General features: G+C 71.7%; 17 protein-coding genes. 5 read left to right on the top strand and 12 right to left on the bottom strand.

From position 1 onward, the window contains the following. The first annotated feature begins 297 nt into the window (after positions 1 to 297). The 3 genes from lpxC (at position 298) to recN (ending at position 4,145) form a co-directional block, all read left to right on the top strand. Positions 298 to 1,233 carry a UDP-3-O-acyl-N-acetylglucosamine deacetylase gene (lpxC, locus tag V5F49_RS08165; protein WP_394117764.1) on the top strand — a complete coding sequence of 312 codons (936 nt, stop codon included), beginning with the start codon at positions 298 to 300 and terminating at the stop codon, positions 1,231 to 1,233. A gap of 359 nt (positions 1,234 to 1,592) precedes the next feature. Then, entirely contained in the window at positions 1,593 to 2,447 is an 855-nt protein-coding gene (locus V5F49_RS08160; RefSeq protein WP_394117807.1) for an outer membrane protein assembly factor BamD, read from the top strand. Between the two features lie 6 nt (positions 2,448 to 2,453). After that, positions 2,454 to 4,145 (top strand): DNA repair protein RecN, encoded by a 1,692-nt coding sequence (gene recN, locus V5F49_RS08155; protein ID WP_394117763.1) that lies wholly within the window; start codon positions 2,454 to 2,456, stop codon positions 4,143 to 4,145. A gap of 274 nt (positions 4,146 to 4,419) precedes the next feature. Here recN and arfB read toward each other — a convergent pair whose 3' ends face one another. Together arfB and olsB are read right to left on the bottom strand one after the other, a co-directional pair. Further along, positions 4,420 to 4,842, bottom strand: coding sequence for an alternative ribosome rescue aminoacyl-tRNA hydrolase ArfB (arfB, locus tag V5F49_RS08150; RefSeq protein WP_394117762.1), 423 nt, complete (start codon positions 4,840 to 4,842; stop codon positions 4,420 to 4,422). A 53-nt stretch (positions 4,843 to 4,895) separates the two neighbouring features. After that, positions 4,896 to 6,029: a l-ornithine N(alpha)-acyltransferase gene (gene olsB, locus V5F49_RS08145; protein ID WP_394117761.1), complete on the bottom strand. Its 1,134-nt coding sequence runs from the start codon at positions 6,027 to 6,029 to the stop codon at positions 4,896 to 4,898. Positions 6,030 to 6,392: 363 nt separating this feature from the next. Here olsB and V5F49_RS08140 point away from each other — a divergent pair, with 363 nt between their 5' ends. Continuing rightward, positions 6,393 to 6,944: a hypothetical protein gene (locus V5F49_RS08140; protein ID WP_394117760.1), complete on the top strand. Its 552-nt coding sequence runs from the start codon at positions 6,393 to 6,395 to the stop codon at positions 6,942 to 6,944. A 330-nt stretch (positions 6,945 to 7,274) separates the two neighbouring features. Here V5F49_RS08140 and V5F49_RS08135 read toward each other — a convergent pair whose 3' ends face one another. Continuing rightward, positions 7,275 to 8,807 carry a YifB family Mg chelatase-like AAA ATPase gene (locus tag V5F49_RS08135; RefSeq protein WP_394117759.1) on the bottom strand — a complete coding sequence of 511 codons (1,533 nt, stop codon included), beginning with the start codon at positions 8,805 to 8,807 and terminating at the stop codon, positions 7,275 to 7,277. A 139-nt stretch (positions 8,808 to 8,946) separates the two neighbouring features. On the opposite strand from V5F49_RS08135, the gene V5F49_RS08130 reads away from it, so the two are divergent. Beyond that, positions 8,947 to 9,732 carry a class I SAM-dependent methyltransferase gene (locus tag V5F49_RS08130; RefSeq protein ID WP_394117758.1) on the top strand — a complete coding sequence of 262 codons (786 nt, stop codon included), beginning with the start codon at positions 8,947 to 8,949 and terminating at the stop codon, positions 9,730 to 9,732. Positions 9,733 to 9,738: 6 nt separating this feature from the next. Here V5F49_RS08130 and V5F49_RS08125 read toward each other — a convergent pair whose 3' ends face one another. From V5F49_RS08125 to V5F49_RS08085, 9 genes are all read right to left on the bottom strand, one after another. Next, positions 9,739 to 10,050: a polyhydroxyalkanoic acid system family protein gene (locus V5F49_RS08125; protein ID WP_394117757.1), complete on the bottom strand. Its 312-nt coding sequence runs from the start codon at positions 10,048 to 10,050 to the stop codon at positions 9,739 to 9,741. Positions 10,051 to 10,605: 555 nt separating this feature from the next. Beyond that, the gene (gshB, locus tag V5F49_RS08120) at positions 10,606 to 11,550 is read right to left on the bottom strand and encodes a glutathione synthase (RefSeq protein ID WP_394117756.1); all 945 of its coding nucleotides are present in this window, start codon (positions 11,548 to 11,550) and stop codon (positions 10,606 to 10,608) included. Positions 11,551 to 11,619: 69 nt separating this feature from the next. After that, the gene (locus tag V5F49_RS08115) at positions 11,620 to 11,997 is read right to left on the bottom strand and encodes a YraN family protein (RefSeq protein ID WP_394117755.1); all 378 of its coding nucleotides are present in this window, start codon (positions 11,995 to 11,997) and stop codon (positions 11,620 to 11,622) included. Beyond that, positions 11,990 to 12,940 (bottom strand): 16S rRNA (cytidine(1402)-2'-O)-methyltransferase, encoded by a 951-nt coding sequence (rsmI, locus tag V5F49_RS08110; RefSeq protein WP_394117754.1) that lies wholly within the window; start codon positions 12,938 to 12,940, stop codon positions 11,990 to 11,992. The genes V5F49_RS08115 and rsmI overlap by 8 nt, the downstream gene beginning before the upstream one ends. A 174-nt stretch (positions 12,941 to 13,114) precedes the next feature. Beyond that, positions 13,115 to 15,442: a carbamoyltransferase HypF gene (hypF, locus tag V5F49_RS08105; RefSeq protein ID WP_394117753.1), complete on the bottom strand. Its 2,328-nt coding sequence runs from the start codon at positions 15,440 to 15,442 to the stop codon at positions 13,115 to 13,117. 4 nt (positions 15,443 to 15,446) lie between these two features. After that, positions 15,447 to 16,901, bottom strand: a complete 1,455-nt coding sequence (locus V5F49_RS08100) for a nickel-dependent hydrogenase large subunit (RefSeq protein WP_394117752.1) — start codon at positions 16,899 to 16,901, stop codon at positions 15,447 to 15,449. Between the two features lie 7 nt (positions 16,902 to 16,908). After that, complete coding sequence (locus V5F49_RS08095) at positions 16,909 to 17,922, bottom strand: NADH-quinone oxidoreductase subunit B family protein (protein ID WP_394117751.1); 1,014 nt, start codon at positions 17,920 to 17,922, stop codon at positions 16,909 to 16,911. Further along, a complete protein-coding gene (locus V5F49_RS08090; protein ID WP_394117750.1) occupies positions 17,919 to 19,310 on the bottom strand; it encodes a sensor histidine kinase in 1,392 nt (463 codons plus the stop codon). Before V5F49_RS08090 ends, V5F49_RS08095 begins: the two co-directional genes overlap by 4 nt. Before the next feature lie 86 nt (positions 19,311 to 19,396). Continuing rightward, the gene (locus V5F49_RS08085; RefSeq protein ID WP_394117749.1) at positions 19,397 to 20,332 is read right to left on the bottom strand and encodes a hypothetical protein; all 936 of its coding nucleotides are present in this window, start codon (positions 20,330 to 20,332) and stop codon (positions 19,397 to 19,399) included. Between the last annotated feature and the right edge of the window lie 46 nt (positions 20,333 to 20,378).

Here is a 20,378-nt window from a genome sequence, read left to right as displayed (position 1 = left end):
AGGGCCTCACGCGGGCTGTAACACACGCCGCCGGCCGGTCATGGTGAACGCCTGTAAACTATTGATAGTTAATCAGAAATTGAGCTGTTCACTTGGTAACAGAGGGTAAGCAAGCGTGATTTGGCGTCGCGTCGTGCGGCGACTAGGGTGCGTCCATCCACAAGGGTTCCACACGCTCCACGTTGACGGTTTGTTGGTACAACCGGGGCGAAAGTGGGATCGGAAGGTGAAGGTTTGAGGGATGGGACATGGCAGCCTCGCGGCGGCCAACCCTCCCCGAAGCGGGACGACACCGAAATGCAGACGACTCTGGCTCGCGAGATCACGCTGAAGGGTGCAGGGGTCCACGCCGCCGTCGAGGCGACCCTCACCCTGAAGCCGGCCTCCGCGGGCACGGGCATCGTCTTCATCCGTTCCTTCGCCGATCAGGCCCCCCGCAAGGCCACCGTCTCCCGCCAGTCGGTCCAGGCCACCGATCTTGCCACCGTGCTCGGCGACCGCTCGGGCGCCCTCGTGTCCACGGTGGAGCATCTGCTGGCGGCCTTCACCGGCCTCGGCATCGACAATGCGGTGGTGGAGATCGACGGCCCCGAGGTTCCGATCCTCGACGGCAGCGCCGCCGATTTCGTCGCCGCCATCGACGCCGCCGGCATCTCCGAGGTGCGCGGCAAGCGCAAGTATCTCAAGGTGCTGAAGCCGGTGCGCGTCGAGAACGGCGCCTCCTTCGGCGAGCTCCTGCCCTACGATGCCGGCTTCCGCCTCGAGGTGGAGATCGAGTTCGCCCACGACGCCATCGGCCGGCAGCGCTTCGCCGCCACCATGTCGCCGGCGGTGTTCCGCCGCGAGCTGGCCTCGGCCCGCACCTTCGGCTTCCTCAAGGACGTGGAGCGCCTGCGCGCCGCCGGTTATGCCCGCGGCGCGGCCCTGGAGAACACCGTCTGCCTCGATGACACCGGCGTGCTGAATGCCGACGGCCTGCGTTTCGGCGACGAGTTCGTGCGGCACAAGGCCCTCGACGCGGTGGGCGATCTCGCTCTCGCCGGCCTGCCGCTGCTGGCCCGCTACCGTTCCTTCCGCGGCGGCCACAAGCTGAATTTCCAGATGGTCGACGCGCTGCTCGCCGACCGCTCCAACTATGCCATCGTCGAGGCGCCGGCCCGTCCCGTGCGCGAGACCGTGGGTGCCGAGATCGGCGTTGCCGCTCCGGTCCCGGTGTTCGCGCCGGAGGTCTGATCCGCCGCATTTCCGAAGGTGAAGGCAGCGTCCGGCCCCGCCGGGCGCTGTTTTGTTTTCGGCAGATGCCGCAAGGCGTTGCGCGGACGACACGACCCGTGCTCGCGCGTGTCTTCGGCCCGGGGCGGCCACCCCTCCGCCACATTGCCGACTGAAAGCCCCGATACCGCAGAGCATCCGGCAGTTCCGGCCCCGCGATGCGGACGGGAACTGGCGGAGGCGCGGGGGGACCGGGCCGGCGGCCGTGCCGGGACGGGAGTGGGAGAGCGGGGCGGACGGCGGTATGGATCGCCGGATTTGCCTGCCGGCTATCCTCCGGTAAAAAGCGACGCCAACGGGCGGGACGGAAGCTGATCGTGATGCGATTCTTTGACGAGGCCCGGCGTGTGCGCGCCATGATGAGGGCGGGAGGGCTCGCCCTTCTGGTCGCCGGCACGGCGCTGCTCGCCGGCTGCGCGAGCGATAAGGACGACGTGCTGCCGCCCGACGAGCCGGCGGAAAAGATCTACAACGAGGGCCTGACCCTGCTGCGCCGGCAGGAGCCGGAGAAGGCGGCCAAGCGATTCGAGGACGTCGACCGCACCCATCCCTATTCGGAATGGGCCCGCAAGTCGCTCCTGATGACCACCTATTCCTATTTCGAGGCGGGCAAGTACGACGAGGCCATCGGCTCCGGCAAGCGCTACATCGCGCTGTACCCCGGCTCGCAGGATGCGGCCTACGCACAGTATCTCGTCGCCTCCTCGCTTTATGAAAACATTCCCGACGTCACCCGCGACCAGCGCAAGACGCGGCAGGCGCTCGATGCGCTCGAGGATGTGGTGCGCAAGTATCCGAACACGGAATATGCCGCCACGGCCAAGAAGAAGATCGAGGTTGCTCGCGACCAGCTCGCCGGCAAGGAGATGATCATCGGCCGCTACTATCTGGAGCAGCGCAACTACACGGGCGCCATCAACCGCTTCAAGATCGTGGTGACGCAATACCAGACCACCCGGCAGGTGGAAGAGGCGCTCTATCGCCTTGCGGAAGCCTATATGGCGCTCGGCGTGGTCAATGAGGCGCAGACCGCCGCCGCCGTGCTCGCCTATAACTTCCCCGACAGCTCGTGGTATAAGGACGCCTACAAGCTGGTTCAGTCCCGCGGGGCCGAACCGCAGGAGAACAAGGCGTCCTGGATCAGCCAGGCGTTCAAGAAGATGGGGCTTGGCTGACCGTCCATGCTGGCTGCGCTCTCGATCCGGGACATCGTCCTTATCGAGAAGCTCGATCTTACCCTGTCCGAGGGCCTCACCGTCCTCACGGGTGAGACGGGTGCGGGCAAGTCGATCCTCCTCGATGCCGTCTCCCTCGCCCTCGGCGGGCGGGGCGACGGAACGCTCGTGCGTCACGGCCGCCCCAAGGGGCAGGTGACCCTCACCTTCGATCTTCCGGCCGATCATCCGGCCCATGACCTGCTGGCGGCCGCCGAGCTGCCGGACGAGGGGCCGCTCGTCATCCGCCGCATCCAGATGGCGGACGGGCGCACCCGGGCCAGCATCAACGAGGAAGCCGTCAGCGTGCAGACGCTGCGCCAGATCGGCGCGAGCCTCGTCGAGCTGCACGGCCAGCACGACGACCGTGCGCTGGTGGACTCGGCCAGCCACCGCGCCCTGCTCGACGCTTTCGGCGGCCTCTCCGGCGATGCGGCGACGGTTGCCGGTTTATGGCGGACCTGGCGCGACGCCCTCAGTGCCGCCCGCGAGGAGCGCGCCCGGCTGGATGCCGCCGCCCGCGAGGCCGACTACACCCGCCACGCGGTCGAGGAGCTCACCGCGCTCGGCCCCGCGGCGGGCGAGGAGGCGACCCTCTCCGAGCGCCGCACCGGCATGATGCGTGCCGAGAAGATCGCGAGCGACCTCAGCGAGGCGCTCGACGCGGTTGCGGGCGGAAGCTCGCCCGTGCCCTCGCTGGCGGCGGCCGTCCGCCGTCTGGAGCGCCGGGCCGGCGAAGCGCAGGATCTGGTGCGCCCCGCGGTGGAGGCGATCGATCAGGCGCTGGATGCGCTGGAAAGCGCCCGCGCCCACCTGGAGACGGCGCTTTCCGACGCCGCGTTCGAGCCGGCGGAGCTGGAGCGCATCGAGGAGCGGCTGTTCGCCCTGCGCGCCGCCGCCCGCAAGTATGGCGTCGGCGTGGACGATCTGCCGGCGCAGGTGGAGAGGTTCACCGCCGAGCTGGAGCGCCTCGACCGCAGCGCCGCCACCCTCGCAGGCCTGGAGCAGACGGTGGCGCGGGCGGAAGCAGCCTATCGGAGCGCGGCGCGCGCGCTCTCCCGCGCGCGCGCCGCGACAGCCGCCGGGCTCGACACTGCCGTCTCCGCCGAGCTGCCGCCCCTGAAGCTGGAGCGCGCGGCCTTCATCACGCGCGTGACCGGAGAGGCCGATGCCGCCGGCCCCGACGGTTACGATACGGTCGAATTCTGGGTGCGCACCAATCCCGGCACGCGGCCCGGCCCTCTCATGAAGGTGGCGTCGGGCGGCGAGCTTTCGCGCTTCCTGCTGGCGCTCAAGGTGGTGCTGGCCGATCGCGGCTCGGCGCCCACCCTCATCTTCGACGAGATCGACACCGGAGTCGGCGGCGCTGTGGCCGATGCCATCGGCCAGCGGCTGGGGCGCCTTGCGGCGAAGGTGCAGGTGCTTTGCGTCACCCATGCGCCGCAGGTCGCCGCCCGGGCGCGCCACCACCTGCTCATCGCCAAGGCGTCCGAGACCGCCGAAGCCGGCGCGCCGGGACATGACGCCCCCGTCACCACCCGCGTCGCGCCCCTCACGGCCTCCACCCGGCGGGAGGAGATCGCCCGCATGCTGGCCGGCGCCACCGTCACCGCCGAGGCCCGCGCCGCCGCCGATCGCCTGCTGAAAGCCGCGCGCTGAGAAGCAGGCTCCTTCGGGCGGTGGAGCCATGGTCGCGCCGTCGCTCGCATTGAACGCGCGGCGCCTGCGCTCCGGGTGCCTTGTTGGCGGGGCAGTCCACCGCGCGCTCGCAGAGTTTAGGTCCGTCGGCGCTCTCCACCTCTTGCACGCCGCTCCCTTTGCACTCCACCCTGAGGCGAGGGCTGCCGTCCGGCCGGGTGGTAACGCCAGCGTACCGGCTCAGCCGTCGGCCGGCGGGACGCGGCACCGCGACCCCAGCCCGGATCACCGCGGCCTATTCCGCCTGAGGCTTGTCCCGGCGCAGGGATTTCACGGTGCCGCGCCGTTCCTTGGCCGCCAGCCTGCGTTCCTTCGAGGCGAGGGTGGGGCGGGTCGCACGGCGCACCGGCTGGACGATCGTGGCCGCCCGGATCAGCTCCACCAGCCGCTCCACCGCGTCCTCGCGATTGCGCTCCTGGGTGCGGAAGCGCTGCGCCTGGATGACGATGACACCGTCCTGGGTCATGCGCCGCCCGGCGAGCCGCGCGAGCCGGACCTTCACGCCCTCCGGCAGGCTTGGCGAGCGGGCCGCATCGAACCGCAGCTGCACCGCGCTCGCCACCTTGTTGACGTTCTGCCCGCCGGGGCCGGAGGCGCGCACGAAGGCGAACGCGATCTCGTCCTCGGCAATGGCGATGCGGTGGGTGATCTCGATCATGACGGCCCTTTCGGCCGGCAGCATAGGCGCGCCGGCCGCCCGGGAGCCAGCCGTCAGATGGCGTGGCGGTTGGCGGTGGGGCCGAAATGCTCCACGTAGCGCGGGCTCAGCACCGAGACCGGCAGCATGATGAGCACGTCGGTGGTGCCGAACTGGTGGTCCACCACGGCGCCGTCGCCGACGAACCCGCCGAGCCGCAGATAGCCCTTGATGAGCGGCGGCAGTGCCTGCAAGGCGGCCTTGGGCGTGATCTGCGCCTTCGGCATCCGGTCCATGGAGACGTAGCGCGGCTCGATCGCGCGGGCGCGCCACTCCTCGGGCGCCAGCGCGTTGTGGTGCAGGAAGGACAGGGGCAGGGCGAGCGCCTCGGGGTCGGTGCCCTCTAGGCTGGCGCAGCCGAACATCACGTCGATCTTGTTGCGCAGGATGTAGGTCCACACCCCGTGCCACAGCAGCTCGACGGTGCGCTTGTTGCGGTACGGCTTCAGCACGCAGGACCGGCCGAGCTCCAGGAACTTCAGGTCGGGATGGGCGGCGATGATGCCGCTCACGTCGAATTCGCCCTGGGTGTAGAAGCCGCCGTGACGCGCCGCCACGTCCTGCCGCAGCAGGCGGTAGGTGCCGACCACCTTGGGCTTGCGGCGGCCGAGCACGACCTTTCCGGCGTCGTGATCGAGCACGAGGATGTGGTCGCAGATGGCGTCGAAGCTGTCGACGTCGCGCCGCGCGAGCCGAAGGCCCGCGTCCGGGATCGCCGACATCTCCTCGTAGAAGACCTTGTAACGCAGCCGCTGGGCCCGTCGCACCTCCCGCGCCGTGCGGGCGAGGCGCACCTCAAGCGGACCGAGGCGGCCGAGCACCACTGCGTCCGGATCGGGCTGGAAGGCATCCTTGTGGCGGATGCCGGAATAGGCGCGGAAATCCGCCACCAGCTTCTGGGAGGCGGGGAGGGGCGCCTTGGTGCCCAGCGCACGCGGCGCCGTCCGCTCGAACAGCGGGGCGAGCTGCGCCGGCAGGCCGGCGGTGAAGATGCCCTCGCCCTTCCCCAGGCTCGCGGCGTCGCGCCGCGCTGGATCGCCGGAGAAGTCGCGGGCGATATCCTTGGCGAAATCGCGCGCGACATCCATGCCGCGGCCGAACAGCGCCGGCAGGCTGAAACCCGGATCGGATTGCCCCAAACGTTTCATGCAACGACCCCCTCCCCGGGCCGCCGCCTTCGGCGCGCGCGCCTCGACCGGCCTTCGGCGTCGACCGCGCGGACTGTTCCGCGCGTACAATCCAGATGCCGCCTGATGCCTCGCATCCCGGCCCGGGCAACCGGGCGGCCGGATATGAACGTCACCATCACCATAGATTTCCGACGCCCATGTGACAATGGCCGGCGCCCGCGATGGCTCCCCCCGGGACAGCGCCGGGCGAGCAGGCCTTGCGGCGCCCAGGCCTTTGATGCTAGCGCGATTCCGGTGCGGGCGCGGGCTCGCAGGGGGAACATCATGGGCGTGTTTCAGGGAATGCGGGCCGCGGTTCTCGCGGCGGGGATGATCATTGCCATGCCGGCGGTCGTGGCGGCGCAGCCGCGCCCGACGCCGGCCGAGGTGGACCAGGTGCTGGTGCAGGGGGTGGGGCAGGTGACCGTGCTCACCTACAAGGCGCAGTTCGTCTCCGCCGATCCGGCCACCCGGCGCATGGTCCTCGAGACGCCGGCCGGGCGCCGCTGGGCCGTTGTGGCACCGCCGCTGCTGGGCGACCTCAGCTACTTCCGCAATGGCGAGACGCTCATCATCCGCGTCGCGCCCGGCGAGGTCCTCGCCCTCGGCAAGGCGCACCAGGGACGGCCCGGCGAGGTGATGAAGGAGCTGGCGGTCAACGCCGGCCTGCCCGGCTGGCCGGAGGGCTTCGGCGTGCGTGAGGTCACGGTCACCACCATTTTCGTCGATATCAACAAGCAGGCTGGTACGGTCACCTTCGAGGGGCTGGACGGCGTGGTGCGCACGCTCAAGGCGTCGAACGACAAGGTTCTGGCCGACCTCCAGCAGGTCCAGCCGGGCGATCTCGCCCAGATCACCTATCTGGAAGGCCTTTCCGTCAACGCTGTGCGCTGAGGACGGCGCGGCGGGATGCACCGGCGTCCCGCCGCAATCCGGTGCCGCCAGCATTCTGGACCGTGGGTGGCCTCGGTCGTGAGGTTCGCCGCCGACGCCGTACCGAGCAAAAACAGCTGGCGCAGGGCGGTGAACCTGCCTGCGTCGGCCCCGGCACGGCCGGAGCCGATCCCGCAGGCACCTTCCCATGCGCTGCCTTTCCGGACCGGATTTTCCCCGAAGTGGCCGAGCAAGCGCTCGCTGTCTCGGTTGCCCCCGTGCTGAGTGTCGCGGCATCGTGGCCCCGCCAGATCCAGCCAATTCGCTCCGAGCGCAACCCAGCACGTGGGGTCATGCGGCGGCGCGCGGGCGCTCGATGGCGATCCGGTACGCCAGCGCTTCCGCCAGATGGCGGCGCCCGACCTGCTCCGCCCCGTCGAGGTCCGCCAGCGTGCGGGCAACCTTCATGACGCGGTGATAGCCACGCGCGCTCAGCCGCATGGCGTCCGCCGCATCGCGCAGGAGGGCGGCACCGGAGGCATCAGGCACGGCGACCTGGTCGAGCAACGCACCGGACGCGCTTGCATTGGTGCGCACGTCGGCCCGGCCCATGGCCGCATAGCGCTCGATCTGGATGTCGCGCGCCATGGCGACCCGCGCCGCCACCTCGCGGGAGCCCTCTGTCGGGACCGGGAGGACGAGGTCGGACGCCGCCACGGCGGGGACCTCCAGAAAGATGTCGATCCGGTCGAGGAACGGACCGGACAGGCGCGCCTGATACTCGTCCGCGCAGCGCGCGCCGCGCTTGCAGGTGAAGCCCGGCTCGCCCGCGCGCCCGCAACGACACGGGTTCATAGCGGCGATGAGCTGGAAGCGGGCGGGGTAGGTGACGCGGTGGTTGACCCGCGCGATCAGCACCTCCCCGGTCTCCAGCGGCTGACGCAGGGAATCCAAAACCTGGGGCGAGAACTCAGGCAACTCGTCCAGGAACAGGACTCCGTTGTGGGCAAGCGACACCTCCCCCGGGCGCGCCTTCGCGCCACCACCCACCATCGCTGCCATGCTGGCCGAGTGGTGCGGCGCCCGGAATGGCCTGCGATCCATCAGTGCGCCATCCTGAATGGCTCCCGCGACGGACGCGACCATGGAGACATCCAGCATTTCCGCCGGCGAAAGTGGGGGCAATATCGATGGAAGGCGTTGCGCCAGCATGGACTTGCCGGCGCCCGGAGGCCCGATGAACAGCAGATTGTGTCCGCCCGCGGCGGCGACCTCCAACGCGCGCTTTGCGGTCTCCTGACCCTTCACGTCCTTCAGGTCGAGCATGGCCCCTCCCGGCGCCTTCATGCGTGGCTCCGGCCGGCTCATTACCTGCCGGCCTGTCATGTGATTGGCGAGCTGGATCAGCGACTGTGGCGCCAGGATCTCCATATCCGGGCTCGCCCACGCGGCCTCGGCGCCGCATGCGGCGGGACAGATCAGCCCGTGTCCGCGGGCGTTCGCTCCGATGGCGGCCGGCAGGACCCCGGCGACTGCGGCGATGGCTCCGTCGAGCGCGAGCTCGCCCACCACGGTGAACCCGCCAAGCGCATCCGCGGGGATCGCGCCGATGGCGGCCATCAATCCAAGCGCGATGGGGAGATCATAATGCGAGCCCTCCTTCGGCAGATCCGCGGGGGCAAGGTTCACGGTGATGCGGCGGGCAGGGAGCGCGAGACCCGACGCGATCAGGGCTGCGCGCACCCGCTCTTTCGCCTCGCTCACGGCCTTGTCCGGCAGGCCCACGATGGTGAAGGCCGGCAGCCCGGCGGCGACGTGGACCTGAACGTCCACCGGGCGCGCGTCCACGCCCTCGAATGCGACCGTTGCAACCCGCTGGATCACCGTCCCGCTCCTGCCCACTGCCTTGCCACCTACGGTAGCGGTGGAGGACGGATGCCGCAAGAACGAAAGATGAACAATTTTCGCTGGACAGCTGCCGAAGGCTCGGTATCCTTTGTTGCGAACGGTGGAGGCGAGGATCATGACCGGGGCATCGGCGGGGCCGGCGCGCAGCCATGAGGCGCACGTTGCGGACATGTTCGGGCCGCAGGCCGCGGCCTATGTGGCGAGCGCCGTGCATGCCCGCGGCGCCGACCTCGAGGCGCTGGCGGCGCTGGTGGATGAGGTTCGTCCGCAGCGGCTGCTGGACCTCGGTTGCGGCGGGGGGCATGTGAGCTTCACGGCGGCTCCGTTTGCGGCGGAAGTCGTCGCCTACGACCTGTCCGCCGACATGCTCGGCGCCGTGGTCGCGGAGGCTGAGCGGCGCGGGCTGACGAACATCTCGACCGGGCTCGGCGTGGCCGAGCGGTTGCCCTTCGAGGACGCCAGCTTTGATTTCGTGGCGTCCCGCTTCAGCGCGCACCACTGGCGGGACGTGCCGACCGCGCTCGCCGAGGTGCGCCGCGTTCTCCCTGCCGGCGGACGGGCGGTGATGATCGACGTGATCGCGCCCGACTGGCCGGTGGCTGACAGTTTCCTGCAGACGATCGAGCTTCTGCGCGACCCCTCCCACGGGCGGGACTATCGCGAGGCGGAATGGGTCGATGCGGCGGAGACTGCGGGGCTGCGGGTGATGCGGACCGCGCGACGGCGGCTGTTCCTCGAGTTCGCCTCCTGGGTGGCGCGGATCCGGACTCCGGAGCTGCATGTGGCCGCCATTCGCTCCCTCATGGCGGGGGCCAGCCGCGATGTGGTGGAGCATTTCGAGATCGAGGCGGACGGCTCGTTCACGCTCGATACGCTGACGCTGGAGCTGGAGGCAGCATGAGGCGGGCTATTTTTTCTCGATCATGATCCGCCCCTGCCGGGTGATGAGGTCCCGCGCCTTGCGCGCGGCGAGATCGAGCAGGAATGGCAGCTCGACGCTGAGGTGGATGGCGTCGTCGGTGACATCCAGCGTCCCCTGTGCCGTCTGGCCCAGCGCGGCGATCCGGAAGGAGAGGTGGTCGTCCGTCCAGACCTCCTCGAGGATCGAAATGTGGCGCCCGAAACGCTCGCGCACGCCGGTCATGCCGGCCTGGAGGCGTCGTGTGGCTTCGACCTTGCCGAGCTTGTGGGGGATGGAGGTGGTGAAGGGCTGTCCCATGGGCGGTTCCGTTGCAAGGAGGGCAGCGCCGCGGCGGTGGCGGCGGATGGCCGGTGACCCGGTGTCATATGGGGTGTCGCGGTGACTTTCCGTCAATTGCGACGGTAGAGAACCGGGGCTCAAGTGGTGACTTGGGCGGGGGGGAATGGAGTTCCTTTGCCATGGCCTGCCGCAAACGGTGTGGCCGGGGGCGGCGGGGAGAGGGAGGTCGGTCGGTGTTCGCGCCGGCAGCGGTCCGCGAGGCAGCGGATGGGTCGGCGCCGCGAAGGGGGGATCGACATCGGGCAAGCCCGCCGGGTGGGGGCGGGCCGTTGCAGCGGTTCGGCGATCGCGCATAAGCGGCGTCGGGTGCGGCATCCCGAGAGAGGCGCAAACTCCGGGGCAAACAAGAGCTGCGGTGGCTCCATGCAGTGCCAGGCGGGGCCGGAAGGATGCGGACGCGAGCCACAAACGGGATCGTTCGCGCGCCGGACCGGCCGGCGCGCGGTGCCTCCTGAGCGATCATCCGGTCTCCGCGGCCCTGCCCGCGTCTGGGGGCACGGGCCGCATCGGGGATCAGGCCGCGCGTTTCGCCTCGATCCGGTCCCAGATCTGGGCGGCGATGTCGGGGCCGCCCAGCCGCTTGATGGCGCGCAGGCCGGTGGGGGAGGTGACATTGATCTCGGTGAGGTTGCCGTCAATCACGTCGATGCCCACGAAGATGAGCCCCATCCGCTTCAGCGACGGGCCGATGCGGGCGCAGATCTCCAGTTCCCGGTCGGTCAGGTCGGTGGGCCGGGCGGCGCCGCCGCGCACCATGTTGGAGCGCAGGTCCCCTTCGCTCGGCACGCGGTTGACGGCACCGGCCGCCTCCCCGTCCACGAGGATGATGCGCTTGTCCCCGTGCTTCACCTCAGGCAGGAAGCGCTGCACCACCCACGGCTCGCGGAAGGTGGCGGAGAACAGGTCGAACAGCGAGCCGAAGTTCAGGTCGTCCGCGGTCAGGCGGAACACCGCGGCACCGCCATTGCCGTACAGCGGCTTCATCACCACGTCGCCGAACTCGGCGCGGAAGGCCCGGATCTCGGCAAGGTCGCGGGTGATGAGGGTGGGCGGCATGAGTTCAGGGAACTCGGTGACGAAGATCTTCTCGGGCGCGTTGCGGACGTGGGCGGGGTCGTTCACCACGAGCGTGCCGGGATGAATCCGCTCCAGCAGGTGGGTGGCGGTGACATAGGCCATGTCGAACGGCGGGTCCTGCCGCATCAGCACCACGTCCATCTCGCCGAGCGCAATGCGCTGCTTCTCGCCGAGGGTGAAGTGGGCGCCGGCCTCGTCCTTCACCGTCAGCGGCTCGACCGTGGCGAACACCGTGCCGTCGCGCATGGCCATGCGGTCGGGTGTGTAGTGGAACAGGGCGTGGCCGCGCCGCTGGGCTTCCAGAAGCAGGGCGAAGGTGGAATCGCCCGCAATATTGATGGTGGCAATGTGGTCCATCTGGACCGCGACCTTCAGGGCCATGGCAATCTCCCGATGCCCCGCTGGGGCTTCGCCTTATCTATAGGCGCGGCGCGCGCCCCGCTACCTCGCTCAGGCCTCGGCCTCGAACGCGCCGGGCAGGTGTGCGGCGGCTCCGGAGGCCGCGAGCAGCACCACGTCGAAGCGCATGTTGAGGCCGGCCAGATCCGGATGGATCGCGAGAAACGCTTCCGCGGCGGCGGCGATCCGCCGTCGCTGGCGGGGCTGGAGCGAGAAGGCGGCATCGTCCAGACCTGCGCGGAGCTTGACCTCGCAGAACACCAGCAGGTCGTCCTGCCGCGCCACAAGGTCGAGCTCGCCGGCGCCGGTGCGCACGCGCCGCGCGAGAATGGCAAAGCCGTGCGCGGCGAGAAGGTCGGCCGCGCGCTCTTCAGCCGCAAGGCCACGCCGGTGGGCTGCGCGGCGGCGTTCCGTGCCGGTGTCAGTCATCGCCGGGCGGGGTGCGCTCGGTGAGGGCCAGCGCCCGGGCATAGACCTCGCGCTTGGGCCGCCCGGTGACGGCCGCGACGGCGGCCACAGCATCCTTGAGCGAGCGCTCGGCGAGCGCCCGGCGCAGGGCTTCGTCCACCGCATCGTCGCCGGCGGCCTCCTCGAGGGGCGGGCCAACAACCAGCACGATCTCGCCGCGCGGCGGCTCGATGCCTGCGTAATGGGCGGCAAGCGCCGGCAGGTCGCCGCGCCGCACCTCCTCGAACGCCTTGGTGAGCTCGCGGCACACGGCGGCGCGGCGGCCGCCGAGGCGCGCCGCGAGGTCGGCGAGGCTTTCGGCAAGGCGCGGCCCCGTCTCGTAGAACACGAGAGTCGCAGGCACGGACGCCAGTGCCGCGATGCGGTTGGCGCGCTGGCCGGCCTTCGGCGGCAGGAAGCCGTCGAACAGGAAGCAGTCCGTGGGCAGGCCGGCCGCCACCAGCGCCGCCAGCAGCGCCGAGGCCCCGGGCACCGGATGCACCACATGGCCGGCCTCGGCCGCCTCCACCACCAGCTTGAAGCCGGGGTCCGAGACCAGCGGCGTGCCGGCGTCCGAGATCAGCGCCAGCCGGTCGCCGGCGGCGAGGCGGGCCAGCAGCCTCGGCCGGGCGCTGGCGCCGTTGTGGTCGTGATAGGGAACGAGCGGCGTCTCGATGCCATAGCGCTCCAGCAGGCGGCGGGAGATGCGCGTGTCCTCGCAGGCGATCACATCGGCGCCGGCGAGCGTCTCCAGCGCGCGCAGCGTCACGTCCCCGAGGTTGCCGATGGGGGTCGCAACCACATGCAGGCCCGGCGCGAGCGGCGGAGCCGTGACGCGGGTTCCGGCGATGACGAACGCATGGGCGGAGGCGCGGGCGGCGGGCTGTTCGGACGCGGGGGGCGCGGAGCGGTGGGGACTGGTCATGCCTCACCTTAGCCCCGGCCGCGCCGGACGGGAACGGCGCTCGCCCTGCAGCAGGCGCAGATCTGGCGAGGTGACGCAGGCCGACAGCAGGGGCGAGCCTGCTGGACGATGCGTGGTCCTGGATTACGCAGCCGGGTGGCCGGCCGGAACGGGCCGCAACGGCCGCAGGGCGCCTCAAGCCGATGCGGCGCTTGCATGCTCCATGCGGCGCGCGGCGGCAATCACCGCCTGGCCGAAGGCGAGGCCGCCGTCGCCGGCGGGCACCTGGAGCGGCGCCAGCGCGCGCAGGCCCGCGGCTTCCAGCCGCCGCACGGTCGCCTCCAGCAGCAGCGCATTCTGGAACACGCCGCCGCCGAGCGCGACGGCGCCAACGCCTTCGGTCCGCGCGATCCTTGCCGCGACATCGCAGAAGGCCGCGGCGAGCCCGCCGTGGAAGGCCGCGGCCATATCCGCGACGGGCCGGCCGGCGGCAAGGTCCGCCATCATGGCGCGCCAGAGCGGAGCGGGGTCGATTTCCGTGAGGCCGTCCCCGCCCGGCCCGATCGCGAACGGGTAGGGGGCCGCCTCGGCGCCCAGCGCCGCGGCCTCGAGCGCCATGGCGGCCTCGCCCTCATGGCTCAGGCGGGCGGGCGCGAGGTCGAGAAGGCAGGCAGCGGCATCGAACAGCCGGCCGGCGGAGGAGGCGAGGGGCGCGTTGAGGCCGCGGTCGATCATGGCCCTCACGGTCGCCAGCGGCCGGTCCGCGAACAGCGGCGCGAGACGCGCCTCCCGGTCCACCGCGTCGCGTCCCAGCGCCCGGTCGAGATGGGCGGCGAGCACGCGCCACGGCTCGCGGCTCGCCACGTCGCCGCCGGCGAGGGGGATGGACGAGAGCCGGCCCGCGCGCCGGCTGCCCACATAATCGCAGACCAGCACCTCGGCGCCCCAGACCGTGCCGTCGTCCCCCAGCCCAAGCCCGTCGAGGGCGATGCCCACCACCGGCCCGTCGGCGCGGCGCCAGCCGTTCTCCGCCATGGCTGCGGCCATGTGGGCGTGGTGGTGCTGCACCTGCTCCAGCGGCAGCCCGCGCTCTTCCGCCAGCGCGATGCCGAGGCGGGTGGCGCGGTAGCCGGGGTGGGCATCCACCGCCACCACGGCCGGGCTGTGGGAGAAGATGGCGGTGAGGTCGGCGAGCGTCTCCTCGAAGGCGTCGCCGGTGGCCGGCTCGTCGAGGTCGCCGAGGTGATGGGAGAGGAGCGCCCGCGGGCCGTGGGTAAGGCAGACGGCGCTTTTCAGCTCGCCTCCCAGCGCCAGCGCGGGCGGGGCATCGGCGAAGTCTTCCGGCAAGGGGAGCGGCATGGGCGCAAGGCCGCGGCCGCGGCGCATCACCCGCAGGCGGCCAGCGGCGATGCGCGCCACGCTGTCGTCGAGCCGCCGGGCGATGGGGCGGTCGTGCATCAGGAAGGCGTCGACGATGCCGGCAAGCTCGGCGCGCGCGTCCGCATCGCGGAACACCTGCGGCGCGCTGGAGCGGTTGCCGGAGGTCATCACCAGCGGCGCGCCGACGGCGGCGACGAGCAGGTGGTGCAGCGGGGTGTAGGGCAGCATCAGGCCGAGATGGCGTTGTCCCGGCGCGACCCCGGGCGCGAGCGGCGCCTCCGGCAGGAGCGGCAGCAGCACGATGGGCGCGGAAGGATGCTCCAGGCCCGCGCGGGCGGTGGCATCGATGGCGCACAGGCGGGCGGCGGTTTCCATGTCCGCCATCACCGCGAGGGGCTTCGCCGGCCGGTGCTTGCGTGCGCGCAGGGTGGCGACCGCCTCGGCGTTTCCCGCGTCGCAGGCGATGTGGAAGCCGCCGATGCCCTTCACCGCAAGGATGGCTCCCGCCTTCAGCAGGCGGGCGGCGGTGGCGATGGCGTCTTCGCCGGGGGCGGTGTCGGCGCCCTCCAGCCACAGGCGCGGCCCGCACGCCGGGCAGGCGATGGGCTGGGCGTGGAACCGGCGGTCCGCCGGGTCGTCATATTCCGCGCGGCAGGCGGGGCAGAGGGCAAAGCCGGCCATTGTGGTGGCGGGCCGGTCGTAGGGCAGGCCGGTGACGATGGAGAAGCGCGGGCCGCAATCGGTGCAATTGGTGAAGGCGTAGCGGTGGCGGCGGCCGGACGGGTCGGCGATCTCGGCGCGGCAGGCCGGGCAGGTGGCCACGTCCGGCACCACGCCGACGCTGACCGCGCCGGCTCCGCTCTCGACGATGGCGAAACCCTCTGCCGGCACCGGCGCAGGACGGCGGACGATGCGCTCCACCCGCGCCAGCGGCGGCGCCTCGGCGGCGAGGGCGGCGGCGAAGGCGTCCAGCGCTGCCCGGTCGGCCCCGGCGCGCACCAGCACCCGGTCGCCGGCATTGCGCACGTCGCCGCGCACCCCGAGCCTTTGGGCGAGGCGCCAGACGAAGGGGCGGAAGCCCACCCCCTGCACGATGCCGGAGACCTCGATCTCCTCCCCTTCCAGCGGCAAAACCGGCGGCATGGGCTCAGTGCACCGTGCAGACCATGCAGGGGTCGAACGAGCGCACGATGTGCTGCACGCTCACCGGCGTCGTCTCCCCCTGTCGCACCGGCGCGCCCACCAGCGCGGTTTCCAGCGGGCCGGGCTGGCCCACGGCATCGCGCGGGGAGAAGTTCCAGGTGGTCGGGGCGATGATCTGGTAGCGGGCGATGCGGCCGCGCTCCACCACCATCCAGTGGCCGAGGGCGCCGCGCGCCGCCTCGGTCAGGCCGAAGGCGCGACCGGCGGCGGGCAGGTCGCCCTGCGCGCACCAGGGGGCGCCGGGCTGAAGCTCCCGCACCCAGCCTTCCATGGCGATCAGCGTGCGGGCCGTCTCCACCAGCCGGCCCACCACGCGGGAGCGCACGTTGGCGCCTTCCCGGGCGGCAAGGTCGCGGGCGAGCGGATGTCCCGCCACCACCTGCCGGGCGAAGGCGCCGGTCTCGTACGGGCGGCCGGCGAGGCGCGGGGCCTTGCACCAGGTGTAGCCGGTCTCGTCCAGGCCATCCGGCAGGGTGGAGCCCTCGAATGGATGGTGGGGCGCGGAACGCTCCTCCATGCGGGCGAAGCTGTGGTCCTCGGCGATGGCGTCCGGGTCGAGCCGCCCCGGTGCGCCGGCGAAGGTGCCTCCCGCATAGAGCCGGCCCTCGGCCTGCGGGTAGGCGCCGTAGGAGAGAAAGCGGTCGTGGGCGCGGCCGAGCGCGGCAAGGTCGAGGTCGGCGGCGATCTCCAGGAACAGGCGGAAGTCGCCCTCCGGCCCGGCGCGGCGCCAGTCTTCCAGTTCATCGGCGCTGGCGAGGGCGGCCACCTGTTCCAGCGGCGCGCCGTAGAGCCGCTCCTCCAGGTCCGCGCGCACGGCGCCAAGGGTCGCCTGAAGGCGCATGCGCTCGTGCTGGTCGGCACCCTTGGCGACGCCGCCGGGCTGCAATGCCAGCGTGTGCGGCCAGCGGCCGGCGAGCAGGCCCATCACGTGCAGCAGCGTGGCGCGGGTGGCGATCGCCCGGCGCACGCTCTCTCCCTGCGCCGCCTTGAAGCGCCGTGCCGCGGTCGCGAACCACGGCCGGTCCTCGTAGATGGCGCGGGCGAAGTCCGGCATGAAGAAGACATGGAAATGCGTGAGGTGGTCGGCCACGTTCTCGGTGGCGAGGATCAGGTTGGTGGCGATGCGACCGTTGTCGGTGGGCACGATGCCCTGAAGCTCCGCCAGCGCCAGCGCGGCGGCGTGGGACTGGGACACCGAGCAGATGCCGCAGATGCGCGGCGCGATCACCAGCGCATCGCGCGGGTCGCGCCCTTCCAGGATGCGCTCGAAGCCGCGGAACAGGGGGGAGGAGACGAACGCCTCGCGTACCGCGCCGTCCTCGACCTCGAGGCGCACCTCCAGATCGCCTTCCACCCGGTTGAACGGCCCCACCACAAGGCGCTTCGCGTCGCTGCTCATCGGGCGCTCATCGCTTGCGGATGTCCCGGACGGCGGGCGGGGTCACCACGTGGTCGGCGGTGGCGTTGCGGCGCAGGCGCTCGGGCGTGGCCGCCTTGGCCAGCGACGACAGGGCGATGAACCAGGCCTTCGGCATGTCGGTGGGCAGGCCCACGGGAATGCCGCCGATCTTGGGCGTCTCCAGGAACGGATGGCCCGGCTCCTCGAACTCGGGCGCGGTGCAGTTGATGCAGGCGTGGCCGCCGCGGGTGCAGGAGCCCTCGCCATTCCACAGGCGGGTGTTGCAGTCCGCGTGCGCCTGGGTGCCGAGGCAGCCGAGGTGCTCCATCATGCAGCCGAGGTCGCTCATCTTCTCGGCGCTGGCCTTGTACTCGTAATATTCGTTGCGCGGGCAGCCGTGGTGCACGAGGTGGTCGGCATAGAAGCGCGGGCGGCCATAGCGGTCCAGGTCGTCCTCCCGCATCAGGCCGGCGGCGAGCAGCATGAGCGTCTCGGTGACCCAGTTGGGATGGGTCGGGCAGCCGGCCACGTTCACCACCGGCAGGCCGGAGCGGGAGCGGAAATCGGCGCCCAGCGCGCCGCCCGGGCGCCGGCCGTCATATTGCAGGCCGCAGGCGTCGGCGGGATTGCTACCGGCCGCCGTCACCCCGCCATAGGCCGCGCAGGTGCCCACCGCCACCACGCTCTCGGCCACCTGCGCCAGCCGCCGCACCCATTCGATGGTGGGCGTGCCGGTGCCGGCGAGCAGATGGAAGCGCCCGGTGCCGTTGGGGCCGCGCAGCATCGCCCCTTCCACGCACAGGGCATCGAGCCGGATCTCGCCCGACAGCACCGCCTCGAAGATCGCCAGCGCCTCCGCGCCGGTCTCCTCCGAGAGGGTGGGGTGCCACAGGAAGCGGATGCCGGCGCTCGCGAGCGTGGCCGAGAGGTCCGGCGCCTCGGCGCACAGCAGCGACATGGTGCAGCCGCCGCAGCCGCCCGATTGCAGCCACAGCATGGTGAAGGGCGGATGCGCGCTCATGGCCGGCTTCCTTCGGGCGCGGCGGCGGGGAGCACCAGCGAGATCACCGCGCCGCCGCCGGGATGGTTGGCGGCCTCCAGGAAGCCGTCGTGCTCCTCGGCGATGCGGTAGCAGATGGACAGGCCGAGCCCGGTGCCCTTGCCCACCGGCTTGGTGGTGAAGAAGGGATCGAAGATGCGGTCGGCGATCTCGTCCGGGATGCCCGGGCCGCTGTCGCGCACCCGCAGCGCCACTTGCGGTCCGGCGGGGCCTTCCGCGCGCTCGCCGGTGATTTCCAGCTGCCGCACCGGCCGGCCCTCCATGGCGTCCACCGCGTTCTGCACCAGGTTCATCATGACCTGGTGGATGTGGCCGGGATGGCCCGCCACCTCCAGCCCCTCCGGCACCTCCATGCGGATGGCAAGGTCCGGCATCTGGGATTTCGCCACCCAGTCCACCGCCGAGCGGGCGACGCCGGCGAGGTCGAACAGCTCGCGCGCCTCGCGCCGGTCGGAGGAGAAGCGGCGCAGGTCGGCGACGATGTCGCGCACGCGCTCGGCGCCCTCCAGCATGCCGGCGAGGGTGGAGGGGATGTCGGCGAGGGTGCGGTCGATGCGCAGCTCCATGCGCGCCCGGGCGAGGGCTGTGGCATCGGTGCCGGCGTGGACGTGATCGAGGTAGGCGATCAGCCGCTCGGCATAGCGCTTCAGGGCGTGGGCATTGCCGTAGACGAAGGAGATGGGATTGTTCAGCTCATGCGCCACGCCGGCGACGAGGCGGCCCAGAGAGGCCATCTTCTCGGCGTGGACCAGCTGCTGCTGGGTGCGCTTGAGGTGCTCGTGGGCGCGGGCGAGGGCCTCATAGGCGGCGCGCAGCTCGCCGATGGGCCGGCCCACCAGCACGACGCCCACCGCCCGCCCGCGCGGATCGAACCTGAGCGCGCCGTTGACGGAGACCGCCTGCGGCCCGTCCGGCGTGGCGAGGGTGAATTCCCGGTCCGCCAGACGCTGGCGCCGCGCCATGGTGGCGAGCACGTCGGCGGCGGTGGTGGGGGAGGCGGGGTCCAGCAGATCCGCCAGCGGGCGGCCGGTGAGGGCATCGGCGCGCAGGCCGAACACCCGTTCCGCCGCAAGGTTCACCTGCTCCACCCGCCCGGTGAGGTCACAGGCCACCAGCACGTCGGTCATGGAGCCGAGCAGGCCGGCGATGAAGCCCTGCGCCTCCTCGAGCGCGACGTTCTTCTCCTCCAGCTCCACCTGCTGGCGGACGAGCTCGGCGTAGGTCTCGTCCATCTTGCGGATGACCGCGATCCACGCTTCCTCGGCGTCGGCGGCGCCGAAGTCCGGCGTCGCGCCGGGCCGGGGCAGCGCGGGGTCGGGAAGAAGGTCCTTGCCCTCGGGCACGGGCATCGGGCGTTGGTCCTGTGGCGTCGGCCGACGGAAGGCCGGACGGGGAGGTTAATCCCGCCCGCGCCGGGAGCGCAACGCCGTGCCCCTCAGCGCGATTCCACGCCGTCGCGCAGCGCCCGCAGCCGGTCGTAGAGATCGGGGAAGGCGTCGAGCCGGGTGATGCCCACCATGCGGATGTAGGCGGTGGGCCCGAAGCGGATCCACTGCACCACCTTCACCGGCGCATCGGTCTTCACGTCCACGGCGGTGGCCATCACCTCGAACCCGGCCTGCCCGCCGATGCGCTGCGGCTCCGCGCGCTCAAGGCGCAGGTCCTTCAGGCCCGGCAGGGTGGACATGGCGCGCAGGGCGAACTGGCGGCGCTCGTCGTCGCGCGGGGAGCCGCCGGCGACGCTGACCACGAACAGCGGCTGCTCGGCACCGTCGATCACGTCCTTGGGGCCGTCGGTGAGGATGACGGTGGTGCCGGCGATGGTCCGCACCGGGCGGAAGCCCGCGAGGTTGGCGAGCGCGAACGGCAGCGCGCCCACCTGGTCCTGCACCGAGCGCACGGCGATGCTGGCGAAGGCGGCGCGCACGGCCGCGTCGGGATAGGCGGCGGCCTCGGTCTCCGGCACCTGCAGGGTGAGGAGCCCGGTGACGTCGGCGGTGCCCATGAGCAGCACCCATTTGCGCACGGCCACCGGCCCGGCGCTCTGGGTGCCGGTGAGCAGCAGCGCCTTGCCACCCTTGAGCGGGAACGCCTCCCGCTTCTCCAGCGTGATGCCCTTGCCGGCGAGGGCCGCGTCGGTGAAGCCGGCATCGATCTGGTCGTATGCCTCGGCAGGCATGTCGACGATGAGCAGCGAGGCGTTGTGGGTGCGATCCTCGAAGCCAGCGAAGGCGGGGCTCTCCACCATGCCGGGCGGCGGCACGAGCCCGATGGCTGATCCGCGGGGGAAGACAGGCTCGGCGGCGCGGGCGGCGATGGAGGAGGCGAGGACCGAGGCGGCGAGAACGACGGCGGACAGCAACAGGCGCATGAAGCACTCCACGGGAAGCCGGCCGCCCCGCTGGCCGCGGCCTCCC

The organism is Xanthobacter lutulentifluminis (assembly GCF_043194675.2).
Taxonomy (GTDB): domain Bacteria; phylum Pseudomonadota; class Alphaproteobacteria; order Rhizobiales; family Xanthobacteraceae; genus Xanthobacter.
Note: the sequence above shows the minus strand (reverse complement) of the source record. Positions and strands in the feature narration are given on the sequence as shown.

Coding starts and splice junctions, on each gene's coding strand:
- lpxC (WP_394117764.1), top strand. CDS start 298: ATGCAGACGACTCTGGCTCGCGAGATCACGCTGAAGGGTGCAGGGGTC.
- V5F49_RS08160 (WP_394117807.1), top strand. CDS start 1,593: ATGCGATTCTTTGACGAGGCCCGGCGTGTGCGCGCCATGATGAGGGCG.
- recN (WP_394117763.1), top strand. CDS start 2,454: ATGCTGGCTGCGCTCTCGATCCGGGACATCGTCCTTATCGAGAAGCTC.
- arfB (WP_394117762.1), bottom strand. CDS start 4,842: ATGATCGAGATCACCCACCGCATCGCCATTGCCGAGGACGAGATCGCG.
- olsB (WP_394117761.1), bottom strand. CDS start 6,029: ATGAAACGTTTGGGGCAATCCGATCCGGGTTTCAGCCTGCCGGCGCTG.
- V5F49_RS08140 (WP_394117760.1), top strand. CDS start 6,393: ATGCCGGCGGTCGTGGCGGCGCAGCCGCGCCCGACGCCGGCCGAGGTG.
- V5F49_RS08130 (WP_394117758.1), top strand. CDS start 8,947: ATGACCGGGGCATCGGCGGGGCCGGCGCGCAGCCATGAGGCGCACGTT.
- V5F49_RS08125 (WP_394117757.1), bottom strand. CDS start 10,050: ATGGGACAGCCCTTCACCACCTCCATCCCCCACAAGCTCGGCAAGGTC.
- gshB (WP_394117756.1), bottom strand. CDS start 11,550: ATGGCCCTGAAGGTCGCGGTCCAGATGGACCACATTGCCACCATCAAT.
- V5F49_RS08115 (WP_394117755.1), bottom strand. CDS start 11,997: ATGACTGACACCGGCACGGAACGCCGCCGCGCAGCCCACCGGCGTGGC.
- rsmI (WP_394117754.1), bottom strand. CDS start 12,940: ATGACCAGTCCCCACCGCTCCGCGCCCCCCGCGTCCGAACAGCCCGCC.
- hypF (WP_394117753.1), bottom strand. CDS start 15,442: ATGCCGCCGGTTTTGCCGCTGGAAGGGGAGGAGATCGAGGTCTCCGGC.
- V5F49_RS08100 (WP_394117752.1), bottom strand. CDS start 16,901: ATGAGCAGCGACGCGAAGCGCCTTGTGGTGGGGCCGTTCAACCGGGTG.
- V5F49_RS08095 (WP_394117751.1), bottom strand. CDS start 17,922: ATGAGCGCGCATCCGCCCTTCACCATGCTGTGGCTGCAATCGGGCGGC.
- V5F49_RS08090 (WP_394117750.1), bottom strand. CDS start 19,310: ATGCCCGTGCCCGAGGGCAAGGACCTTCTTCCCGACCCCGCGCTGCCC.
- V5F49_RS08085 (WP_394117749.1), bottom strand. CDS start 20,332: ATGCGCCTGTTGCTGTCCGCCGTCGTTCTCGCCGCCTCGGTCCTCGCC.